This window comes from Paenarthrobacter sp. NPDC089322, assembly GCF_040684895.1.
In the GTDB taxonomy this organism is placed as follows: domain Bacteria; phylum Actinomycetota; class Actinomycetes; order Actinomycetales; family Micrococcaceae; genus Arthrobacter.
Genome location: NZ_JBFBGW010000004.1, coordinates 96,826 through 118,698 on the forward strand (window position 1 = coordinate 96,826; position 21,873 = coordinate 118,698).

The window sequence follows — 21,873 nt, forward strand, 5'->3', positions numbered from 1 at the left end:
CAATTGTGATCCAGTGGGCGCCACATCCACCGGAAACCCGTTCTCTGATTCCGGTGTCAGGCTGCAGCCGCTTTCACACATTCATGATTGTGCCACGATCTAATGGTTTTGTGAAAGTCTTACGCCATGCGTCGTGCTTTTCTTCTTGCCACCGTCTTGGAAAACCAGATTCCGGCCAGTCCGATGGCGGTTGCCAGCACCGCCGAGTAGTTGATCAGCGACCGTAGCCAGTGGTGCATCGGCGGGATCAAGGGGAAGAGTTGGGACAGCAGGAGCAGCGTCAGCCCAAGGAACAAGAGCCCTGACGCACCGCGCAACAGAACGGGAGCACGCCCCACCACTGTGCGCCAGATCGCCGGCAGCAAGCACGCGGAGACATATCCCGGATAGAAGCGTCCAAGGGCTGCATAGGCTTCCATGGAGGGGCCCCAGGCCAATCCCGACATGCCTGCCGTTGAGCCGCGCGTATCCGTGATGACGAAGAAATACGCTGTGAGGGCTGCCGTCACGCCAAGAACCGTCAATCCCCACGGTCCCCTGATGGCACGGACGGCGGAGGGGGAGTCGAAAGCAGTGGCGATTTTGAAACCCATGAGCAGGAACGTTCCGTACAGCAGGAACCGCAAAATGAGGTTCGTGATATTCATGCCGCCGAGCACGGCGTCGATGGCAAGGTAGGGGCCTTCGATGCTCAGGAGGATGTCGAGGGTGATCAGCGCGAAGATATGGAAAACTACCCGGTTCTCGCCGCGGAGCAGGCTCGGGACCCGGGCAATGGTGATTGCGAGGCAAACAATCAGCGTTGCCCAGGGCAGGACGGCCGTCATCCGAGATTCTCCCAAATTCGTTCAGTGCGTTCGTGGTCTTGTTCCTGGCGCTTGAGGGTCTTGCCCAACGCCTGGAGCCGTTCTCCGGCAAGAGTGACAAGTTCGCCCAGCGTCATGCGGTCGAGTGCTTCTTTGCGGCCGTTGGGCGGCCATCCGGCCTCCGCTTCGGTGATCAGTCCGCCCGCTATGAGGCCGCCGGCCGGTCCAACGCCGGCCGCGCGCGATGTCGCGATAGCCAGTTCGGGCGGGAGCCTGTTGGCAGTGAGGTGGGCGGAGAAGTTCTGGGGTGCGATCCCGGTGGCTTCGCTGACCCGGTGCCGCAACTCGCCGTCGTCGATGGCGTCCACCCAGTTCCGCACGGCGGTAGGGTGCGGCGTGGCCGAAAGTCTTGACGCAGGAACGGAACCAGGTTCGCTGCGTTCCACCACCGCACGGAGCAGGTCGATCGTGGCGATCTGGCTCACCAGTTCGCAGGCAGTCGGGGGAACCGGCTCCCCGCGGAGATCCGCGTAGAGGTCGAAGGTGGCCAGTGCCTGGACGGGATCAATGTTGAAGCCGCGGCTGATGCTGACCAAGGTGGACTCCGCTACCTTGCCCCGAACCAACTGTTGAGCAAGGGTTGTTCGTTTGATTCCGGAGATCCTGCAGACATCCGCCGTGCTGGCGTCGGGCGCAACGCCGTGAAGCCAGCGTTGGAATGCCTTGGACTGAAGGGGCATGTAGGGCTTTCTGGATCTTTCAAACGGGCGGTTCCCGGCCATGCGCAGGGAAGGTTCAAAGTGGAGTACGAATTGATTTTACGCAGACGCCACATTGAATTATGCTTGATGCTTGAACCCGTTGGTCCGTACACCCCCCAAGTCCGGACCAGCGGGTTTTTCCATGCCCGTGGGAGCAGCGGGCTGTGAGAGGACAGAGAATGACTGCAACTTTGGTGGCCAAGGACCTTGCCGGTGGTCACGGCCACCGTACCCTCTTTTCGAAGCTTTCCCTCACGGTGGCACCGGGCGACGTCGTGGGCGTGGTGGGCGCCAACGGAGCCGGTAAATCCACGCTCCTGCGGATCCTGGCAGGGGCTGACCAGCCACAAGAGGGAACAGTCGTGTTGGCCCCCGCAGACGCCTTCGTTGGCTGGCTGCCGCAGGAACACGAGCGCACAGAGGGCGAAACCATCGCCGCCTATATCGCCCGCCGGACGGGTTGCGCCCAGGCTACGGCCGATATGGAAGCCACCGCCGGGGCACTCGGTTCCGGATCTCCCGGTGCGGACGATGCGTACTCCCTGGCCTTCGACCGCTGGATGGCGTCCGGCGCGGCCGATCTTGAGGACCGGATTCCGGCTGTCCTGGCCGATCTGGGCCTGGAACTCGGCGGCGACGCCCTGATGACCGGACTTTCCGGTGGCCAGGCGGCCCGCGTTGCCTTGGCGGCACTCCTGCTCAGCCGCTTCGACGTAGTCTTGCTGGACGAGCCCACCAACGACCTCGACCTGGACGGGCTCAACCGTTTGGAGACCTTCGTTCAAGGCCTGCGCGGCGGCGTGGTGCTGGTGTCCCACGACCGCGAATTCCTGGCCCGCTGCGTCACGAGAGTGGTGGAACTGGACCTCGCCCAGAATTCCGTGGGCGTCTATGACGGCGGCTACGAGTCATTCCTCGAGGAACGTGCCGTGGCCAAGCGTCATGCCCGCGAACGCTACGAAGAGTTCGCTTCCACCAAGGCCGATCTCGTTGCCCGTGCACGTACCCAGCGGGAGTGGAGTTCCCAGGGTGTCCGAAACGCGATGAAGAAGAACCCGGACAACGACAAGATCCGCCGCGCCGCGAACACCGAATCTTCCGAAAAGCAGGCCCAGAAGGTGCGGCAAATGGAGTCGCGTATCGCCCGCCTCACCGAGGTGGAAGAGCCCCGCAAAGAGTGGCAGCTGCAGTTCAGCATCGGCCAGGCACCCCGCTCGAGTGCCGTCGTCGCCACCTTGCGCAACGTCGTGGCACGCCAGGGCGGCTTCACGCTGGGTCCGGTGAACCTCCAACTCAACGGCGGCGAACGCATCGGCATCACCGGTCCCAACGGCGCCGGTAAGTCCACGCTCCTGCGGTTGCTGCTTGGCACGCAAAAGCCGGACGACGGCGAGGCCTCCATGGGTGCCTCGGTCGCCGTCGGCGAAATCGACCAGGCGAGGGGACTGCTCGACGGCGGGCGGCCGCTTGGCGACGCAGTGGAAGCGGTGCTGGTGGACTGGAACAGCGCGGACGTCCGCACGCTCCTTGCCAAGTTCGGCCTCAAAGCGGACCACACCTCCCGCACTGTGGATTCGCTGTCTCCCGGAGAGCGGACCCGTGCCGCGCTCGCACTGCTGCAAGCTCGCGGTGTGAACCTGCTGGTGCTCGACGAACCCACCAACCATCTCGACCTTCCGGCGATTGAGCAGCTTGAAGAGGCTTTGGAGAGCTACGAGGGGGCGTTGCTCCTTGTCACGCACGACCGGCGCCTGCTGGAGAATGTCCGGCTCGATTCACGCTGGCACGTGGACAATGGCACGGTGCAGGAGCTGCACCACGTCCAAGGCAGGGAGGAACGCGCATGAGCATGGACGGCGTTGCCTGGAGCTCGCTGTACAAGATCACGCGTGCCCAGAGCGGTTCGCAGCCCTTCTCCAAGGAGACGCTGAAACGTGTCCTTGGCTTCGCGGCGCCGCACAAGGGCAAGCTGGTGGCGTTCGTGATTGCGTCGATTGCGGGGGCCATCCTGGCTGTCGCCACTCCTGTGCTGGCCGGTCAGGTAGTGGATGCAATCATCGCGAACACCGGGGTCGGCACTGTGGCCTGGCTTGCCGTCCTGATTGCCGTGGTGGCGATCGGGGAAGCCGGGGTCGGCCTGCTCACGCGGTGGTTGTCCTCCACCATTGGTGAAGGTGTCATAGTCGATCTCCGCACGAGGGTCTTCGATCACGTGCAACGCATGCCCATCGCCTTCTTCACGCGGACGAGGACCGGAGCCCTGGTCAGCCGCCTGAACAATGATGTGATCGGTGCCCAGTCTGCTTTCGCCGGCACCCTGTCAGGCGTGGTCAGCAACGCAGTGGCCTTGGCCTTGACGCTTGCCGTGATGCTGAACACGTCATGGCTTGTGACGGTACTGGCGATGGTGTTGCTGCCCATCTTCCTCATTCCGGCCCGACGCATGGGCTCCAAGCTTGCCGATCTTCGCCGGGAGGCCGCAGCACACAACGCGGCCATGGGTACGCAGATGACCGAGAGGTTCTCGGCGCCCGGCGCCACCCTGGTGAAGCTCTTCGGGCGGCCGGACGAGGAATCGCGTGAATTTGCTGCCCGGGCGGGACGCGTGCGTGACATTGGAATCCGCACGGCCATGCTGCAGTTCACCTTTGTCACGGCGTTGACGCTTGTTTCGGCTTTGGCGTTGGCGCTGGTCTATGGAGTGGGTGGTTGGCTGGCCATCGGCGGACAACTCGCCCCGGGCGACGTCGTGGTCCTTGCCCTGCTGCTGACACGCCTTTACGCACCGTTGACTGCGCTGTCCAATGCCCGTGTCGAAATCATGAGCGCACTGGTCAGCTTTGAACGGGTCTTCGAAATACTCGATTTGAAGCCGCTGATCACGGAAAAGCCCGACGCCGTTGCTGTTCCGGCCGGACCGGTGGCCGTGGAATTCGACGACGTGCGTTTCTCCTACCCGTCCGCGGACAAGGTCTCGCTGGCCTCGCTTGAGGAAGTATCCACCCTGGATACCCGGGGCGGCGAGGAAGTCCTGCATGGCATCAGCTTCCGTGTGGAACCCGGCCAGACCGTCGCGTTGGTGGGTTCGTCCGGCGCGGGCAAGTCCACGGTGGCGCAGTTGCTGTCCAGGCTCTACGACGTCGACTCCGGCGCGGTCCGTTTGGGCGGCAACGGACCTGGCACGGGGACGGATGTGCGTGATGCCCGCTTTGATTCCCTGCGGGACACCCTGGGCATGGTGACGCAGGACGGGCACCTGTTCCACGAAACCATCTCTTCCAACCTTCGTCTCGCCCGGCCGGACGCCACCGAGGACGACATGTGGGAAGTTCTGCGGAGGGCCCGCCTGGAGCCCATGATCCGTTCCCTGCCCGACGGACTGGAAACCGTGGTGGGGGAGCGGGGCTACAGGCTCTCAGGTGGTGAAAGGCAGCGGCTCACCATCGCCCGCCTGCTCATCAAGCAGCCGCGGGTGGTCATCCTCGACGAAGCCACCGCCGCGCTCGACTCCACCAACGAAGCCGCCGTCCAGGCGGCCTTGGGTGAGGCACTCGAGGGGCGTACCGCCGTCGTGATTGCCCACCGCCTGTCCACTATCCGGGCGGCCGACATGATCCTGGTGGTTGAGGACGGCAGGATCGTGGAGCGGGGTACGCACGCGGAGCTCCTCGCAGCGGACGGCCGCTACGCGGAGTTGTACCGAACGCAGTTCGAGGAAGCGGCAGCCGTCGCCCAGGAAGCCGTTCCTGAACGTTAGCCCAACTGAGTCGCATTTGTGCGCGTTTTGACCGCTCTAAACGTGCTTAAATGCGACCTACTTGGGTGACCTACTTGGGTGCGGCGAGGGCCGGCAGAACGTGATCCGTGAGCAGCGGCGCGAGGTCGTCGGGCAGCGGTGCGTACAAGTCCAGCCAGCGGATCTCCGCGATTTCCGCAGAGGGGCGCGCTTCCCACGTTCCGGGCGCGCTGAAGACCGTGGCCTCGATGTTCGTCCCGGCCTCGTTGGCGGCAACTGCGAGCCATACGCCCAACGGTTCCAGCACGTGCGGGGCGATCTCGATGCCCACTTCCTCGAACAACTCGCGGGACGCGGCCTCAGCCGCGGTCTCGCCCGGCTCCGGCTTGCCCCCGGGGTGCATGAACTTGTCCGTGCCACGCTTGCGGACCGTGAGCAGCTCGCCTTTGGCGTTATAGACGCAGACGGCGCTGACGACAATCACATCCCCGTTCACGGCTGCCTCCTCAAATGCGATTCGAGCAGCAAGTCCTTCGCAGGCCCCACGACGTCCCAGCTGAAACTGAACGCATCCGGGCCCTCCATGACGTAGCTGACCCGGTACGCGTCGGGATCGCACCAGTGTTTGTCCTGGTTGGCGTCCTCGCTGAAACTCATCACGTGGAAGGGCCTGCCGTCGGGGAAGAACACGTCCATCATTTCCGGCCCTGCACCCGGCTTCAAAACATACTCGCGGAAGGCCGGGCCGGAATGGGTAGGCCAGGTCATGGTTCCGTCTTCGCGGTAGTCCAGCCCGCCGTCGGGGTTCTCCGTGTAACGCACGACGCCGGAAAAGGTTCCGTTGGTGCCCGACGCGCGGTCAAGGAGTGTCCGCTCCACAGTCCAGCTGCCGGCCAGGTAGGCCCGCAGGTCTTGGATCGGCTGCTGGTCATTCAAGTGCCCTCGATTGGAATCGAACCAACGACACCGGCTTTAGGAGAGCCGTGCTCTATCCACTGAGCTACGAGGGCCTGTGCTGGATGCCCGGAGTTCCATTCCTGGAGCTCCGTGACCGGACACGACTACAAGCATACAAGCTGCCGGGGCGCTGCCCGAACACCGCTAGGCTGGCCACCATGAATGGGCATGCGGCAGCACCGGCAGCGGCCGGAACCTTCCTTCCCGACGTCAGGAGTACGAGGGCGACCATTGGAGGCTGGGCGCAACTGAGCGTGGTCCAGTACTTCGTCGCCGAGGCTGCCGTGATCGAGGCCTGGGCGGGCCCGGAACCATACAGCAGGGCCACAGGATTCATCAGTGACCTCGGCGCAGTGTCCTGCGGCGTCTACGAAGACCGTGCCGTGTGTTCGCCCTTGCATGTCCTGATGAACGCCTCGTTCGTGGTTCAGGGCCTCGCGCTGATCCTGGGCGCGTTGTTCCTGACTGCCGGGCTCCTGTGTGTCGCGGCGCGTCCAGGGATCCGGGCGCAGCGCTTCCATACCGTACCCAACGACGGCACCACCCGGGTCCTGTCCAAGCAATGGATTCTTGGAGTTGCGGTGCGGATCCTTACCGGCATTTCCGGTGTTGGGACCGTGATCGTGGGTCTGGTGCCGGAGGACTTCGACTCACCGTGGCACTTTGCCGGCGCACTGATGTTTTTTGTTGGCGGCGGCTTTGCCTTGCTGCTCCTAGGGATCCTGTGGTTCCGGCAAACCCCGATGAGTTGGTTCATTGCGGCCTGCGGTTCGTTGTGTATCGGGGCGTTGGTGGTTGGCGCCCTGACGGGGATGGACGTCCCTGAACCAGGTACGCTCGAACGGCTCATGGCCTATCCCGTGACCATTGGCCTCTCAGCCGCAGGGTTGGTGATCGCCCAGCGCGTGCACACGGAGCGGAAGGCGTTGCGGGCACGGTCCGGCGCCGCGCGAACAAGCCCTTAGGACGTTTTCCCGCTCCTCCGGCCGAGGAACACCGCCACCACACCGCACGCAAGGCTGACGAAGAACAGTACCCACGACGCCACGGTGAGCGACGAAGCCAAGGCGACCGAACCGGCGTCGGGGTTTTCCGCGGCCAGCATGGAATCAATGGCCACGTTGGACCACAAGTGGGCCACGGCGAAAAGGAGGGGAGCCGCCCACATCGCCCAGCGCCAGGATTTGCGGGCAACATTGGTGCCGATCAGCAGGAGCCAGCTGAAACCGAAAATCAGCGGAAACAGGGTGCCTGCGGTCTTGTGCACATAGTTCAGCTGGCCGCGGGCGGACTCGTCCATTGCCGCGCGGAGTTGGGCCACGTAGTCCTGCGAGAACCCGCCGACCAACGAATCCGGCATGGCCCGACCGCCGGACAATTGCGTCATCTGGTCCAGCGTCAGCAGGTGCAGGTACCAGAAGAGGAACAGGCTGGCTACGACCCCCGCGATCACAATCAGCTTGGAGTTGCTCTGCGCCTTCTGGGGCGTCCGTTGCGTTGTGGGGTTGATCACAGGCGGCAGCGAGTGTTCGGGAACCACTGCCTTGGCTCCGTGCTTCTTGATGCGCTGCGCTGGTGTCTTGGCCATGTCATCCATTATCCCGCCACATAAGCTGGAACCATGACCACCGGCAGGCACACCGCAACTGAACTCGACGCATCCCTGGATGACTACCAACTGGCCAGCGCCCTGGTCCGCGAAGCAGGCCAACTGGCGTTGCTCATGCGGATGGGCGGCCTGCAGGGCGAACGCAAAACGTCCATTTCCGACGTCGTCACGGCAGCCGACCGCGCAGCCGAGGCTTACGTCCTGGAACAGTTGAGGCGTTGCCGCCCCGACGACGGCATCCTCGGCGAGGAAGGCGCGTCCGTTGCGGGGACGAGCGGCCGGACCTGGGTCATTGACCCCGTGGACGGCACCTACAACTTCCTGCACGGATCCAGCTACTGGTGCTCGGCGATCGCCCTCAAGCGTGATGACCTGGACCACGGCTCCCACGCCTTGGCCGATCCGTCCGTGCTCCTGGGCGCCATCTACCAGCCTGAGTTGGACAAGCTCTGGCTCGGCGGTGAAGAACGCCCCGCCACGCTGAACGGCGAAGCCATCTCCGGGTCAGGCGATGCCGCTGTGGGTGAGATCTGCGCTGCAACCTATATCCACCCCACGTGGCTCGCGGATCCGCGCACCGCCATGCCGTGGCATGCCGCCGCCATCTCGGCTGCATCCCTGCGCATGTTCGGTTCAGGGTCGTGCGACCTCGGCCGCGTGGCGGACGGCGAACTCGGCTGCTGGTTCCAACACAGCTGCCCCGAATGGGACTGGCTACCGGGCAAGGCGATCGTCCGCGCGGCCGGCGGGGACACCGCCGTCGTGCAGGTCAACGGACTCAATTGGTTCGTTGCGGGAGGTCCGACGGCGGTAGGCGAGTTGACCGCGGCCCTCACCTCGGTTCCCCAGTTCGCTTAGGCCATGAGGCCCCCGGCCTTGAGTGTCGTACCCACCGCCTAGACTGGTAGGCACCATGGATATGTTGTTTGACCCCTACGCAGACGGCCCCTTCAACGCAGGTTCCAAAGTCGCCATCAAGGCTGCACCGGAGCTTTCGCACGCCGGAGGGGGCGCTTCCCGCGCCCGCTTCGCCGAGGGCAGTGGCGGGTCCGGCGGCAGTTCCGTGGAGAGCCCGGAGAGCCCCGCCTCGGGTGGCTGGGGGCATCAGGGTTCGCACGGGCTGCCGTCCGCCGACGCCCTGCTCCAAGGCCTGAATCCACAGCAGGAAGAGGCTGTGAAGCACGCCGGGAGTCCCTTGCTGATAGTGGCCGGCGCCGGTTCCGGCAAGACGCGTGTCCTGAGTAACCGGATCGCCTATCTGATTGCCACCAAGCGCGCCCACCACGGTGAAATCCTGGCCATCACCTTCACCAACAAGGCAGCTGCCGAGATGCGGGAACGCATCGAGGCACTGGTTGGCGCAAGGGCCAAGGGCATGTGGATTTCCACCTTCCACTCCTCCTGCGTGCGGATCCTCCGTCGCGAGGCGGCCAACGTAGGCCTGAACTCCAACTTCTCCATCTACGACTCCGCAGACTCCCTGCGACTCATCACGCTGGTGGCCAAGAACCTGGACCTGGATCCCAAGAAGTTCCCGCCCAAGTCCATCCAGCACAAGATCTCAGCTCTCAAGAATGAGCTGATCGACGACGATTCCTACGCATCGGCCGCCAACTACAACGATCCTTTCGAGACTGCCGTGGCTGAGGTTTTCAAGGGCTACACGCAGCGGCTCCGCCAGGCCAACGCGATGGACTTCGACGACCTCATAGCGCAGACCGTCTACATGTTCCGGGCGTTCCCCGCGCTCGCCGAGACGTACCGTCGCCGCTTCCGGCATGTACTGGTGGACGAATACCAGGACACCAACCACGCCCAGTATGCATTGGTCCGGGAAATCGTTGGCCTGGGCACGGATTCCGGCACGGAGTTGGAGCCGAGCGAACTCACGGTCGTGGGCGATTCCGATCAGTCCATCTACGCTTTCCGCGGCGCGGACATCCGCAACATCGTGGAGTTCGAGGCCGACTACCCGAACGCCCGGACCATCAAGCTTGAGCAGAACTACCGCTCCACCCAGAACATCCTCAGCGCCGCGAACTCAGTCATCTCCCGCAACCCCAACCGCCAGGAAAAGCGGCTTTGGACTGCCGAGGGTGACGGCGAAAAGATCGTCGGCTATGTGGGCGAGAATGAGCACGACGAAGCCCAGTTCATTGCCAAGGAAATTGACCGGCTGCAGGATGAGGAAGGGTTGCGTCCTGGCGACGTCGCAATCTTCTACCGCACCAACGCGCAGTCACGCTCCATAGAAGACGTCCTGGTCCGCGTGGGCCTGCCCTACAAAGTGGTGGGTGGCACGCGATTCTATGAGCGCAAGGAAATTAAGGACGCCCTGGCTTACCTGCGGGTCCTGGTGAATCCCGACGACGACGTCAACCTCCGCCGTGTCCTTAACGAGCCCAAGCGTGGAATCGGGGACCGCGCGGAAGGTGCCGTTGCCGCTTTGGCGGAGCGGGATCGAACCTCGTTCATGGCCGCTGCCCGCCGTGCCGATCAAGCTCCGGGGATGGCCACCCGTTCCGTCAACGCCGTGCTGGGTTTCGTTAAACTCCTTGACGACCTCGCCGAGGTAGCGTCGGGTTCCGGTGCAGCGGCAGCCTTGGAGGCGGTCCTTGAGCAGACGGGTTACCTGGCCGGGCTGCGTGCCAGCAACGATCCCCAGGATGAGTCCCGCGTCGAGAACCTCGCGGAACTCGTTGCCGTGGTCCGTGAATACGAACGCGACAACCCGGACGGTTCGCTGGGGGAATTCCTTGAGCAGGTTTCCCTGGTTGCCGATGCCGACCAGATTCCTGACGCCCCCGGCACCGACATCGATGCTGCCGTGGCGGAGGCCAAGCGACTGGGTGTAGTCACCCTGATGACGCTTCACACTGCCAAGGGCCTGGAATTCCCCGTCGTGTTCCTGACCGGCATGGAGCACGGGATTTTCCCGCACCAGCGCTCGGCCACGGATCCCAAGGAGTTGGCCGAGGAACGCCGGCTTGCCTATGTAGGCCTCACCAGGGCACGCAAGCGGCTCTACGTCACGCGGTCCGAGGCCCGCAACATGTGGGGCCAGAGCCAGTACAACCCGGCCAGCCAGTTCCTGGAGGAAATTCCCTCCGAACTCGTGGACTGGAAGCGTGAAGGCACCAGTCGCCAGGCCGGCGGTTGGGGCAGTGCTCCCATTGGCTCAAACCGCTATGGCGGCTCTTTCAGGGGAGCGGGCACGTCCCGCGGTGCTGCCGCAAGTCCAACCGCAGGATTCGACGCGGACGTTCCAGCCGCCGTCGCCCGTAACCGGGTGCAGCCGCAGAAGGAAGTCATATCAGTGGCGGTGGGGGACAAGGTCAACCACACGAGCTTCGGTAACGGCGTGGTGCTGGGAGTCGAAGGCGCAGGCGACAAGACGGTCGCCAAGGTGAAGTTCGACGTCGGCGAGAAGCGGCTCCTGCTGCGCTATGCCCCGTTGACCAAACTGGATGCGTAAACGGCCACGGCATAATTGGTGGCATGCGACGCACTGTATCGGGGATTCTTGCTGCCTTGCTCCTGCTTACTGCCACGGGTTGCTCCTTTGCCACCAAGGACCCGGACTATGTTCCGCCGGCTCCTTTGCCCCCTCTGGAGCAGTTGAAGCAAGTGCCGGTCACGGAACAAACTGCTTTGGCCGCCGGGGATGACGTCACTGCGTTCGTTTCGCCGGACCGCAATATCGTGTGCGCCATGACCTCCTCCCGCGGCGGGCACCTCAATCTGCCCTACGAGCCCAACACGTACTCCGATGCTGCCAACAACAAGTTCGCGATAGTTCCCGTGGTCCATTGCGAGTTGGCCCACTACAGCGAACCCCGGGCTGAGGACATAACAGACGACTGCGCGGCCACAGGGCTTGGTTACCTGGGCGGCACCGTGTTGCTGACGCCGGAGAAGGCTGTGTACGGCTCGTGTCGTTCGGGCGTAACACAGATGGAGTCGGAGTTCGGGCCCAAGGGCACCAAGGGCGGCCCCATCTCCAAACTCCCTGAACTGGCCGAAGGGCAGAACGTCGAACGCAACGGCCTGCGCTGTTCCGCATACAACGACGGTGTTGCCTGCGGAAATGTCTCAGGTGGCGTGGCGTTCTTCATCAGCCGTGAGGGATATCAGTTGATTTCCGACGGCGGCAAGACGGTCCGCGGGAACGCGAAGTAAGCTGCCTGATCAGTTGTGGCTAGCCGAAAAACCGCGTGGTTCCGCGGTTTTTCTACGTCCGATAGAAGTGTAAGCTTACTCACTTAACCGGTAGTGTGGAGCTGGCGGGACTCCTCAAAGGGCTAAAGTTCCGAGAGGACCTTACGCAATGTGACCGGCATAAATCCTGGTTGTCACGGCGTACTTTCCGCAGCTGGCTATCGCGGTCATCGCGGTTCCCGGCTGAACAGAAAACTACTTCGACGTAGAAGGACACTAAACCGTGGACCTGTTTGAATATCAGGCGCGCGATATGTTCGAAGCGCACGGTGTACCCGTGCTCGCCGGCATCGTGGCGCACACTCCTGAAGAAGCGAAGGCAGCTGCTGAGAAGATCGGCGGCGTTACTGTCGTAAAGGCACAGGTTAAGGTCGGTGGCCGCGGCAAGGCTGGCGGCGTAAAGGTTGCCAAGTCCGCCGACGAGGCGCTTGAGCACTCCACCAACATCCTGGGCATGGACATCAAGGGCCACACCGTCAACAAGGTGATGATCGCCCAGGGTGCGGACATTGCCGAGGAATTCTATTTCTCCATCCTTCTGGACCGTGCAAACCGCAACTACCTGGCCATGTGCTCGGTTGAAGGTGGCATGGAGATCGAGCAGCTGGCTGTTGAGCGCCCCGAGGCCCTCGCCAAGATCGCCATCGACCCGGCTGTCGGAATCGACCAGGCCAAGGCTGACGAGATCGTTGCAGCCGCGGGCTTCGCCGAGGAACTCCGCGGCAAGGTTTCGGATGTCATCCTGAAGCTCTGGGACGTCTTCAAGAAGGAAGACGCAACCCTGGTTGAGGTCAACCCGCTGGTCCGTACCGGCGCGGGCGAAATCGTTGCCCTTGACGGCAAGGTATCGCTGGACGAGAACGCAGACTTCCGCCACGTGCACCACGCTGCACTGGAAGACAAAGACGCAGCTGACCCGCTTGAGGCCAAGGCAAAGGCGCAGGACCTCAACTACGTGAAGCTGGACGGCGAAGTAGGCATCATCGGCAACGGCGCCGGTCTAGTGATGTCCACGCTTGACGTCGTTGCCTACGCTGGCGAGAACCACGGCAACGTGAAGCCCGCCAACTTCCTGGACATCGGTGGTGGAGCTTCCGCCGAGGTCATGGCCAACGGTTTGGACGTCATCCTGGGCGACTCCCAGGTCAAGAGCGTCTTCGTGAACGTCTTTGGCGGCATCACCGCTTGTGACGCAGTAGCCAAGGGCATCGTCGGTGCACTGGCAGAGCTCGGTTCCTCCGCGAACAAGCCGCTGGTTGTTCGCCTCGACGGCAACAACGTTGAAGAGGGCCGCCGCATCCTGACCGAGGCCAACCACCCGCTGGTTACCTTGGCCGCCACCATGGACGAGGGCGCCGACAAGGCCGCCGAGCTCGCCAACGCAGCTAAGTAAAGGGACGCGACAATGTCTATCTACCTCAACAAGGACTCCAAGGTCATCGTTCAGGGCATCACCGGCGGCGAGGGCACCAAGCACACCGCCCTGATGCTCAAGGCCGGCACCAACATTGTTGGTGGCGTAAACGCCCGCAAGGCCGGCACCACGGTCCTGCACGGCGACAAGGAAATCAACGTCTTCGGCACCGTCAAGGAAGCCATCGCCGAAACCGGCGCAGACGTCTCCATCGTCTTCGTTCCGCCAGCCTTCACCAAGGACGCAGTGGTCGAAGCAATCGAAGCTGAAATCGGCCTCGTCGTGGTCATCACCGAAGGTGTCCCGGTTCAAGACTCCGCCGAATTCTGGGCCCTCGCACAGTCCAAGGTTGACGCCGAAGGCAAGCAGATCACCCGGATCATCGGACCGAACTGCCCCGGCATCATCACCCCGGGCGAAGCCCTCGTGGGCATCACCCCGGCAAACATCACGGGCAAGGGCCCCATCGGCCTCGTATCCAAGTCCGGTACCTTGACCTACCAGATGATGTACGAACTCCGTGACCTCGGCTTCTCCACGGCGATCGGCATCGGTGGCGACCCCATCATTGGCACCACGCACATCGACGCCCTGGCTGCGTTCGAAGCTGACCCGGAGACCAAGGCTATCGTCATGATCGGTGAAATCGGTGGCGACGCTGAAGAGCGCGCAGCCGACTTCATCAAGGCCAACGTCACCAAGCCGGTTGTCGGCTACGTGGCAGGCTTCACGGCTCCTGAGGGCAAGACCATGGGCCACGCAGGCGCCATCGTCTCCGGTTCCGCCGGTACCGCCCAGGCAAAGAAGGAAGCCCTCGAGGCTGCAGGCGTGAAGGTCGGCAAGACGCCGTCCGAGACCGCCAAGCTCCTGCGCGAGGTTTACGCAGCGCTCTAGTCTCTACGGCTAACCCACGACGGCGGCCCGTCACCTTTCCCGCGAAAGGTGACGGGCCGCCGTCGTACTTTAAGTGCGCGTTGTGGGGCCTCGTGTGCGTCCCCACCGCCACCCTAACCTCGCAAGCTCGGCCAAGGAACCCGGGCAGGGTGGGCCCTGAGTTGGTGAGCGACACGGAAATTCGTTGGCGCCGCGCTCGTTCGTCGACGACACCTGAATATGGGTGTCACGGAGCAGATTCTGTCTCGGCGGTGAATGTACGTGTCGCAAGCAGGACGGCGGCCCGTCACCTTTCCCATGGACGGTGCGGGTTCGCCGTCGGGCCCGGTATGCGTGGCGCTCCTTGGGATGGGGGCGCAGGGCGGGCCCGCACATTGGCATATCCAGAATCGACCTAGTTTGTTAGTATGTTAGGACAAACTTCCTGAAAGGATTCCTGACATGCCCCTTGTCCGTATCGACGTTAACCAAGGCCGCTCGCCGCGGGAGCTGGCCGCCATTAGCCGCGCTATCCACGACGCCATCCTTTCCGAGTATGGAATCCCCGAGCGCGATTACTTCCATATCCTCACCGAGCACCCCCGGGGGCAGATCGTCGCCCAGGATGCAGGGCTCGGATTTGAGCGGACTCCGGGCGTAGTCATGATCCAGATCTTCACGCAGGGTGGCCGCAGCCAGATGGCGAAGAGCTCCCTGTTCGAAGCAATCGCCAATGCGCTGGCCGAGGTGGGGGTGGCTGGTGAAGACGTCTTTGTGGGCTACGTGGAGAACGGTCCCGGCGACTGGTCCTTTGGCTTCGGCCGTAGTCAGTACGTGAACGGGGAACTGGCCATTCCGGCAAAATAGGCCCTTGGTGTCATGTTGTAAATATGTCAGTACAAACCTTTGACAGGACATTAAATCTGGTGCAAAGTAGTCATGTGGCCCCGCTCACTGGGGGTGGCAAGGCATTGGGGCCCAGCGCTCAAAGGTTCAGAGTTCATAAGAGAAAGGTCAACGAGTACCGTGACCCACGAACTGCTTACGATCGGGCGCATCAGCGTTGATATCTACCCGAACGACATCGGAGTCGACCTGGAGGATGTAACGTCCTTTGGCAAATACCTTGGAGGTTCGCCCTCCAACGTGGCTGTAGCCGCTGCCCGCCACGGCCGGCGCACGGGTGTCATTACCCGCACCGGGGACGACCCCTTCGGCAGCTTTCTGCATCAGGAACTGCGCAAATTCAAAGTAGACGATTCGTTCGTGTTCCCTGCGCCCGGGCAGACGCCGGCCACCTTCTGTGCGATCAAGCCTGCAACGGACGAGTTCCCGCTGTACTTCTACGGCCGGTTCCCGACCGCGCCGGACCTGCAGATCGAGGCCGGTGAACTGGACTTGGAAGCGATCCGCGAGGCTGACGTTTTCTGGTCCACGGTAACGGGCTTGTGCCAGGAGCCGTCCCGCAGCGCCCACATCGCCGCGCACGAGGCCCGCCCCCGCACTGGCTTGAAGCCCGGCCAGTTCACCATCCTTGACCTGGATTACCGGCCGATGTTTTGGACTTCCGAGGACGAGGCCCGCGTCGAGGTCGCCAAGATCCTTCCGCACGTGACGGTGGCGATTGGAAATGACAAGGAATGCGCTGTTGCGGTAGGGGAAGGGACGCCGGATGAGCAGGCGGACCGGCTCCTGGCTGCCGGCGTCGAAATCGCTGTCGTGAAGCTCGGCCCCGAGGGAGTGATGGCGAAGACCCGCACCGAACGCGTCGTATCCGCCCCCGTTCCGGTGGAAACCGTCAACGGCCTGGGTGCAGGTGACTCCTTCGGTGGCGCGTTCGTCCACGGACTGCTGTCCGGGTGGCCGCTCTCCGAAGTGCTGGATTACGCCAATGCCGCCGGTGCAATCGTCGCCTCGCGCTTGTCCTGCGCTGATGCGATGCCGACGCCGGATGAGGTCACCTCGCTGCTGGCCGAACGAGGCCGTCCCGTCCCCGGCGCTTCCGCCAACGTTGCGGCCGCCCCCGTCATAGAAGGAGCCGTGCGTTGAGCCTCAACGATGATCCCCGCCGTTATGAGCACTTGAGCCGGATCCGACTTGAGGATCCGGAGGCCGTGTCCCGGGCGGCGGCCACCCGCCGTCGCCATCCTGGTCTGAAGCACGGCGTGCAGAATTTCATTGTCGCAGCCGACCACCCTGCCCGTGGTGCACTGGCTGTCGGCACAGATCCGATGGCGATGGCTGACCGCCGCGATTTGCTGGACCGCCTGCAGATCGCCCTGGCGAACCCGGCCGTGGACGGCATCCTTGCCTCTCCCGACATCATGGACGACCTCCTCCTCCTGGGTGCCTTGGAAGGAAAGCTCGTGTTCGGTTCAATGAACCGCGGTGGCCTCGCCGGTCTGGTGAACGAGCTTGACGACCGCTTCACCGGCCACACGGCCTCCGCCCTGGAAGCCCTTGGCGCTGATGGTGGAAAGATGCTCACCCGAATCTGCCTGGGTGACCCGGACACTGTCGCCACCTTGGAAGCCACGGCGAAGGCCATTGACTCGCTCGCCGAACGCAAGCTGATCGCCATGGTGGAGCCGTTCCTCTCCGTGCGCGATGCCCACGGCAAGGTCCGCAACGACCTCCGCGCCGACGCTGTCATCAAGTCCGTCGGCATCGCCGAAGGCCTAGGTTCCACCAGCGCGTACACCTGGATGAAGCTGCCGGTGGTGGCCGAGATGGAGCGTGTTATGGCCTCCACGACGCTCCCGACCGTGCTGCTCGGCGGTGACCCGGACGGCTCACAGGACGAGGTCTTCGCGTCCTGGCAGGCCGCGCTGGCTTTGCCCGGCGTACAGGGCCTGACCGTTGGGCGGACTCTGCTGTACCCGCACGACGGCGACGTGGCAAGTGCGGTGGCAACGGCCGCCTCGCTGCTGAACCACGCATCGCCCGCTGCCGCGGCTTCATTCGAGTCCGCAGGGCCGACCTCGTCAGACCGTATTCCCGTGAAAGTATCGGAGTAAGAACGCATGTCCTCTCGTCGGATGACCGTGGCTCAGGCCATGGTCGAGTTCCTGTCCAAGCAGTACACCGTCGATTCGGTCAATGGTGTGGAGTTCCGTGAGCGACTGATTCCGGGGACGTTCGGTATTTTCGGTCACGGCAACGTCGCTGGCGTGGGTCAGGCGTTGAAGCAGTACCAGGCTGCTGACCCCACGATCATGCCCTATTACCAGGGCCGGAATGAGCAGGCCCAGGTGCATCAGGCTGTTGGCTATGCCCGGCATACGCGCCGCCGCCAGACCTTTGCGATCAGCACCTCGATCGGCCCGGGGTCCTCGAACCTGCTCACAGGCGCTGCGTTGGCCACGACCAACCGGCTGCCGGTGTTGCTCCTGCCCAGCGACACCTTTGCCACCCGCGCCGCGGACCCGGTGTTACAGCAACTCGAGTTGCCGTATGCGTATGACATTACGGTGAACGACGCGTTCAGGCCGCTGTCCAAGTTCTTTGACCGGGTTTCCCGCCCGGAGCAGTTGTTCTCCGCATTCCACCACGGCCTGCGGGTCCTCACGGACCCGGCCGAGACCGGCGCGGTGACCATTTCGCTGCCGCAGGACGTCCAGGCCGAGGCGTTCGAGGTGCCGGAGGAATTCCTGGCCGAGCGCGAGTGGCGGATTCGCCGCCCCGAGGCAGAGGACGCGGACATCCGCCGCGCTGTGGAAGCGATCCGCGCTGCGAAACGTCCGCTGGTCATCGCCGGTGGTGGTGTCCTCTACGCCTACGCGAATGAGGAACTGGCCAGGTTCGCTGAGCTCACCGGCATACCGGTAGGCAACACGCAGGCAGGCGTTGGCGTCCTGCCATGGGACCACCAGCACTCCCTCGGCGCCATCGGTTCGACGGGCACGACGGCGGCGAACGCCATCGCTGCCGAGGCGGACCTGATCATCGGCGTCGGCACCCGCTACGAAGACTTCACCACCGCCTCCCGGACAGCGTTCCAGAACCCGGACGTGAAGTTCGTGAACATCAACGTCGCCGCGATCGATGCGTACAAGCACGGCACGCACCTGCCTATCGTCGCGGATGCCCGCAAGGCCCTGGTAAAGCTGAACCAGGCCCTGGGTGGTTACCGCGTGGGTGCTGACCTCGAAGAGAAGGTGGCAGCGGAGAAGAAGCGCTGGGACGCGACTGTGGATGAGGCCTTCGACACCCGGTTCACGCCGCTGCCTGCCCAGAACGAAATCATCGGCGCCACGAACAAGGCCATGAACGCCCAGGACGTGGTGATCTGCGCGGCGGGATCGCTACCGGGTGACCTGCACAAGATGTGGCGCGTCCGTGATCCGTTCGGCTACCACGTGGAATACGCGTACTCCTGCATGGGCTACGAAATCCCGGGCGGCCTTGGGGTCAAGCGCGCAGCGCTGGCCGAAGCAGCGAAACTCGGCCCGAGCGCTGTAGTAAGAGATGTGGTGGTCATGGTCGGGGACGGCTCCTACCTGATGATGCACACCGAACTGGTCACCGCCGTCGCTGAACGCATCAAGCTGATCGTGGTCCTGATCCAGAACCACGGCTACGCCTCCATCGGCTCGCTGTCCGAGTCGCTCGGGTCGCAGCGTTTCGGTACCCAGTACCGCGTGCTGGACAAGGAAAAGCACTCCTTCGACGCCGGCGAGCACCTGCCGATCGACCTCGCCACGAACGCCGAATCACTCGGCGCCAAGGTCATCCGGATCGAACCGGGCGAGAAAGTCATCGCCGAACTCGAACAAGCCATCCGCGACGCCAAGGCAGCTCCCGAGGAGACCGGACCGATCGTAATTCACGTCGAATCCGACCCCCTGCTGGACGCCCCGTCCTCGGAGTCATGGTGGGACGTGCCCGTCTCGCAGGTCTCCGAACTGGAATCCACGCAACAGGCCTACAAGACCTACACCGACCACAAGAACCGCCAGCGCAAACTGCTCGGCTAAGACCCCAAGACATCCCAGATACCACCGACAAGGAAGTCCACGCATGTCGACGACTGCAACTTTGACCACGATCAACCATTTCATCAACGGGGCTGAGTCCGCCGGTGAGGGCGACCGCACCCAGCCGGTGTACAACCCGGCCACGGGGCAGGTCACCGCCGAGCTGCGCCTGGCGAACGAGGCTGATTTGAACGCCACGGTTGCTGCTGCACGCAAGGCCGCTGATACCTGGGGCGACATTTCCCTGGCCAAGCGCACCGCGGTGTTGTTCAAGTTCCGTGAACTCGTCGCAGCGCACGTGGACGAACTCGCGGCCTTGATCACGGCCGAGCACGGCAAGGTCCTCTCCGATGCCAAGGGTGAGATCGGCCGCGGCCTGGAAGTCATCGAGTTCGCCTGCGGCATCCCATCGCTGCTCAAGGGCGACTACTCCGACCAGGTCTCCACCGGCATCGATGTCTTCTCCTTCCGCGAACCCCTCGGTGTGGTGGCCGGTATTACCCCGTTCAACTTCCCGGTGATGGTGCCGTTGTGGATGGCCCCGATGGCGATCGCGACCGGTAACGCGTTCATCCTCAAGCCCTCCGAGCGGGACCCGTCCCCGTCGCTGCTGCTGGCCCGGTTGTGGCAGGAAGCCGGCCTGCCTGCTGGTGTGTTCCAGGTCCTGCACGGCGGCAAGGAAACCGTCGACGGCCTGCTGACCCACCCCGACGTGGACGGCATCTCCTTCGTTGGCTCCACCCCGATCGCCCGGTACGTCCACGAAACCGCCACCCGGCACGGCAAACGGGTCCAGGCGCTGGGCGGGGCGAAGAACCACGCGATCGTGCTCCCGGACGCCGACCTGGACAACGCCGCGGACCACCTCGCCGCCGCCGCGTTCGGCTCCGCGGGGGAGCGGTGCATGGCGATCTCGGTCGCCGTCGCCGTCGGGGACGCCGCGGACCTGCTGGTCAAGAAAGTTCAGGAGCGTGCCCTGGCCGTGAAGGTCAACAACGGCACCGAACCCGGCGCTGAGATGGGTCCGGTCATCACCCCGGCCTCCAAGGAACGCATCGTCAAGATCGTCACCGAAGCAGAGCAGGCCGGTGCTGCGATGGTGGTCGATGGCCGTGACCTCGTGGTCCCGGGCCATGAAGAGGGCTTCTGGGTAGGCCCCACCGTGATCGACCACGTCAAGACCGAAATGACCGCCTACCGCGAGGAGATCTTCGGGCCCGTGCTGGTGGTGGTCCGCGTTGACACCCTGGAGGACGGCATCGCGCTGATCAATTCCAACCCGTACGGTAACGGCACCGCGATCTTCACCTCCTCCGGCGCCGCGGCCCGGAAGTTCCAGCGCTCGGTGACCGTGGGCATGATCGGCATCAACGTCCCGCTTCCTGTCCCGGTGGCCTACCACTCCTTCGGCGGCTGGAAAGCCTCCCTCTTCGGCGACAAGCACATCTACGGCCCCGAAGGCGTTTCCTTCTACACCCGCGGCAAAGTCATCACCTCCCGCTGGCCCGAAACCCACCACGCCTCCGGCGCCTCCTACAACTTCCCCTCCAACTAAATCCCCACCGCAGAAAGACACCGTTGTCATGACTGACGTCGAGAACAAACTCATCATCGGCACCGCACCCGACTCCTGGGGCGTATGGTTCGCGGACGACCCCAAACAGACACCGTGGGAACGGTTCCTGGACGAGGTTGCCGAGTCCGGCTACAAGTGGATCGAACTGGGCCCGTACGGCTACCTGCCTAATGACCCCACGCGCCTGGCGGAAGAACTCAAGCAACGAGACCTGCAGGTTACTGCCGGAACAGTCTTCACGGCCTTCCATCGTGGTGCCAAACAGTACGACGAAGCGTGGGAGCCTGCGCGCAAGGTCGCCGAACTGACGGCGGCCATGGGCGGGGAGCACATCGTGGTCATTCCGGCGATGTGGCGCGACGACGTCACCGGCGAGGCAGTGGAAAACGGCGAGCTCACCGATGAACAGTGGGCTGACTTGTTCGCCGGCCACAACCGCATGGGCAAGGTCCTGCTGGAAGACTTCGGCCTGCACCAGCAGTTCCACTCACACGCAGACTCACACGTCGGCGCGCAGAAGGACATCGAAACCCTACTGGCCGCTACCGACCCGAAGTACCTGAACCTGTGCCTGGACACGGGACACGCCGAGTACTGCGGTGCTTCCAGCCTGGAACTCATCAAGAATTACCCGGACCGCATCGGCTACCTGCACCTGAAGCAGATCAACCCCGAGGTCCTCGCAGAAGTCAATGAGAAGAACATGACCTGGGCCGCTGCGAACCTGGCCGGAGTCATGACGGAACCGCCGAACGGCCTCCCGGATCTGCGTGCCGTCATCGAGGCTGTCGAAGGGCTCAACCGTCCTATCTTCGGCATCGTGGAGCAGGACATGTACCCGGTAGCGTTCGACGTACCAATGCCAATTGCCAAGCGCACGCGCAACTACCTGCTCTCCTGCGGCTCGCGCACGCGGGTCCAATAGTTAAGAACCTCACAAAGGATAG

The 21,873-nt window shown here is 63.6% G+C and carries 19 protein-coding genes and 1 tRNA gene; 14 read left to right on the top strand and 6 right to left on the bottom strand.

Features of this window, described 5'->3' with window-relative positions; translation table 11 throughout:
- Positions 1-119 precede the first annotated feature (119 nt).
- A complete protein-coding gene (locus AB0N65_RS06125; RefSeq protein WP_364159109.1) occupies positions 120-827 on the bottom strand; it encodes a hypothetical protein in 708 nt (235 codons plus the stop codon).
- Positions 824-1,546: a hypothetical protein gene (locus AB0N65_RS06130; protein WP_364159111.1), complete on the bottom strand. Its 723-nt coding sequence runs from the start codon at positions 1,544-1,546 to the stop codon at positions 824-826. The genes AB0N65_RS06125 and AB0N65_RS06130 overlap by 4 nt, the downstream gene beginning before the upstream one ends.
- Positions 1,547-1,746: 200 nt before the next feature.
- Here AB0N65_RS06130 and AB0N65_RS06135 point away from each other — a divergent pair, with 200 nt between their 5' ends.
- Positions 1,747-3,414 (top strand): ABC-F family ATP-binding cassette domain-containing protein, encoded by a 1,668-nt coding sequence (locus AB0N65_RS06135; protein ID WP_364159113.1) that lies wholly within the window; start codon positions 1,747-1,749, stop codon positions 3,412-3,414.
- A complete protein-coding gene (locus tag AB0N65_RS06140) occupies positions 3,411-5,324 on the top strand; it encodes an ABC transporter ATP-binding protein (protein ID WP_364159116.1) in 1,914 nt (637 codons plus the stop codon). The genes AB0N65_RS06135 and AB0N65_RS06140 overlap by 4 nt, the downstream gene beginning before the upstream one ends.
- Positions 5,325-5,394: 70 nt before the next feature.
- On the opposite strand, the gene AB0N65_RS06145 is transcribed toward AB0N65_RS06140, so the two are convergent.
- The 3 genes from AB0N65_RS06145 to AB0N65_RS06155 all read right to left on the bottom strand — a co-directional run bounded on the left by AB0N65_RS06145 (position 5,395) and on the right by AB0N65_RS06155 (position 6,313).
- Complete coding sequence (locus tag AB0N65_RS06145) at positions 5,395-5,799, bottom strand: NUDIX domain-containing protein (RefSeq protein WP_364159118.1); 405 nt, start codon at positions 5,797-5,799, stop codon at positions 5,395-5,397.
- On the bottom strand, positions 5,796-6,239 hold the full coding sequence (locus AB0N65_RS06150; RefSeq protein ID WP_364159120.1) for a DUF6314 family protein: 444 nt from the start codon (positions 6,237-6,239) through the stop codon (positions 5,796-5,798). Before AB0N65_RS06150 ends, AB0N65_RS06145 begins: the two co-directional genes overlap by 4 nt.
- Before the next feature lies 1 nt (position 6,240).
- Positions 6,241-6,313: transfer RNA gene (locus AB0N65_RS06155), tRNA-Arg, on the bottom strand.
- A 105-nt stretch (positions 6,314-6,418) separates the two neighbouring features.
- Here AB0N65_RS06155 and AB0N65_RS06160 point away from each other — a divergent pair.
- Positions 6,419-7,225, top strand: coding sequence for a hypothetical protein (locus tag AB0N65_RS06160; protein ID WP_364159122.1), 807 nt, complete (start codon positions 6,419-6,421; stop codon positions 7,223-7,225).
- Here AB0N65_RS06160 and AB0N65_RS06165 read toward each other — a convergent pair.
- Positions 7,222-7,848 carry a hypothetical protein gene (locus tag AB0N65_RS06165; RefSeq protein WP_364159125.1) on the bottom strand — a complete coding sequence of 209 codons (627 nt, stop codon included), beginning with the start codon at positions 7,846-7,848 and terminating at the stop codon, positions 7,222-7,224. The two genes, AB0N65_RS06160 and AB0N65_RS06165, sit on opposite strands and share 4 nt — an antisense overlap.
- A 33-nt stretch (positions 7,849-7,881) precedes the next feature.
- Here AB0N65_RS06165 and AB0N65_RS06170 point away from each other — a divergent pair, with 33 nt between their 5' ends.
- The 11 genes from AB0N65_RS06170 (at position 7,882) to AB0N65_RS06220 (ending at position 21,851) form a co-directional block, all read left to right on the top strand.
- On the top strand, positions 7,882-8,727 hold the full coding sequence (locus AB0N65_RS06170; RefSeq protein ID WP_364159128.1) for an inositol monophosphatase family protein: 846 nt from the start codon (positions 7,882-7,884) through the stop codon (positions 8,725-8,727).
- Between the two features lie 55 nt (positions 8,728-8,782).
- A complete protein-coding gene (pcrA, locus tag AB0N65_RS06175) occupies positions 8,783-11,344 on the top strand; it encodes a DNA helicase PcrA (RefSeq protein ID WP_364159131.1) in 2,562 nt (853 codons plus the stop codon).
- A gap of 23 nt (positions 11,345-11,367) precedes the next feature.
- Positions 11,368-12,048, top strand: coding sequence for a hypothetical protein (locus tag AB0N65_RS06180; protein WP_364159134.1), 681 nt, complete (start codon positions 11,368-11,370; stop codon positions 12,046-12,048).
- 262 nt (positions 12,049-12,310) lie between these two features.
- A complete protein-coding gene (gene sucC, locus AB0N65_RS06185) occupies positions 12,311-13,480 on the top strand; it encodes an ADP-forming succinate--CoA ligase subunit beta (protein ID WP_364159136.1) in 1,170 nt (389 codons plus the stop codon).
- A 12-nt stretch (positions 13,481-13,492) separates the two neighbouring features.
- The gene (gene sucD / locus AB0N65_RS06190) at positions 13,493-14,395 is read left to right on the top strand and encodes a succinate--CoA ligase subunit alpha (RefSeq protein ID WP_364159139.1); all 903 of its coding nucleotides are present in this window, start codon (positions 13,493-13,495) and stop codon (positions 14,393-14,395) included.
- Positions 14,396-14,836: 441 nt separating this feature from the next.
- Positions 14,837-15,241: a tautomerase family protein gene (locus AB0N65_RS06195; protein ID WP_364159141.1), complete on the top strand. Its 405-nt coding sequence runs from the start codon at positions 14,837-14,839 to the stop codon at positions 15,239-15,241.
- A gap of 159 nt (positions 15,242-15,400) precedes the next feature.
- Entirely contained in the window at positions 15,401-16,423 is a 1,023-nt protein-coding gene (gene iolC / locus AB0N65_RS06200; RefSeq protein ID WP_364159144.1) for a 5-dehydro-2-deoxygluconokinase, read from the top strand.
- Positions 16,420-17,391 (top strand): deoxyribose-phosphate aldolase, encoded by a 972-nt coding sequence (locus AB0N65_RS06205; protein ID WP_364159146.1) that lies wholly within the window; start codon positions 16,420-16,422, stop codon positions 17,389-17,391. Before iolC ends, AB0N65_RS06205 begins: the two co-directional genes overlap by 4 nt.
- Before the next feature lie 21 nt (positions 17,392-17,412).
- Complete coding sequence (gene iolD, locus AB0N65_RS06210; protein WP_364159583.1) at positions 17,413-19,350, top strand: 3D-(3,5/4)-trihydroxycyclohexane-1,2-dione acylhydrolase (decyclizing); 1,938 nt, start codon at positions 17,413-17,415, stop codon at positions 19,348-19,350.
- 43 nt (positions 19,351-19,393) lie between these two features.
- Positions 19,394-20,905, top strand: coding sequence for a CoA-acylating methylmalonate-semialdehyde dehydrogenase (locus tag AB0N65_RS06215; protein WP_364159148.1), 1,512 nt, complete (start codon positions 19,394-19,396; stop codon positions 20,903-20,905).
- A gap of 28 nt (positions 20,906-20,933) precedes the next feature.
- Complete coding sequence (locus AB0N65_RS06220; RefSeq protein ID WP_364159151.1) at positions 20,934-21,851, top strand: sugar phosphate isomerase/epimerase; 918 nt, start codon at positions 20,934-20,936, stop codon at positions 21,849-21,851.
- Positions 21,852-21,873: the final 22 nt, after the last annotated feature.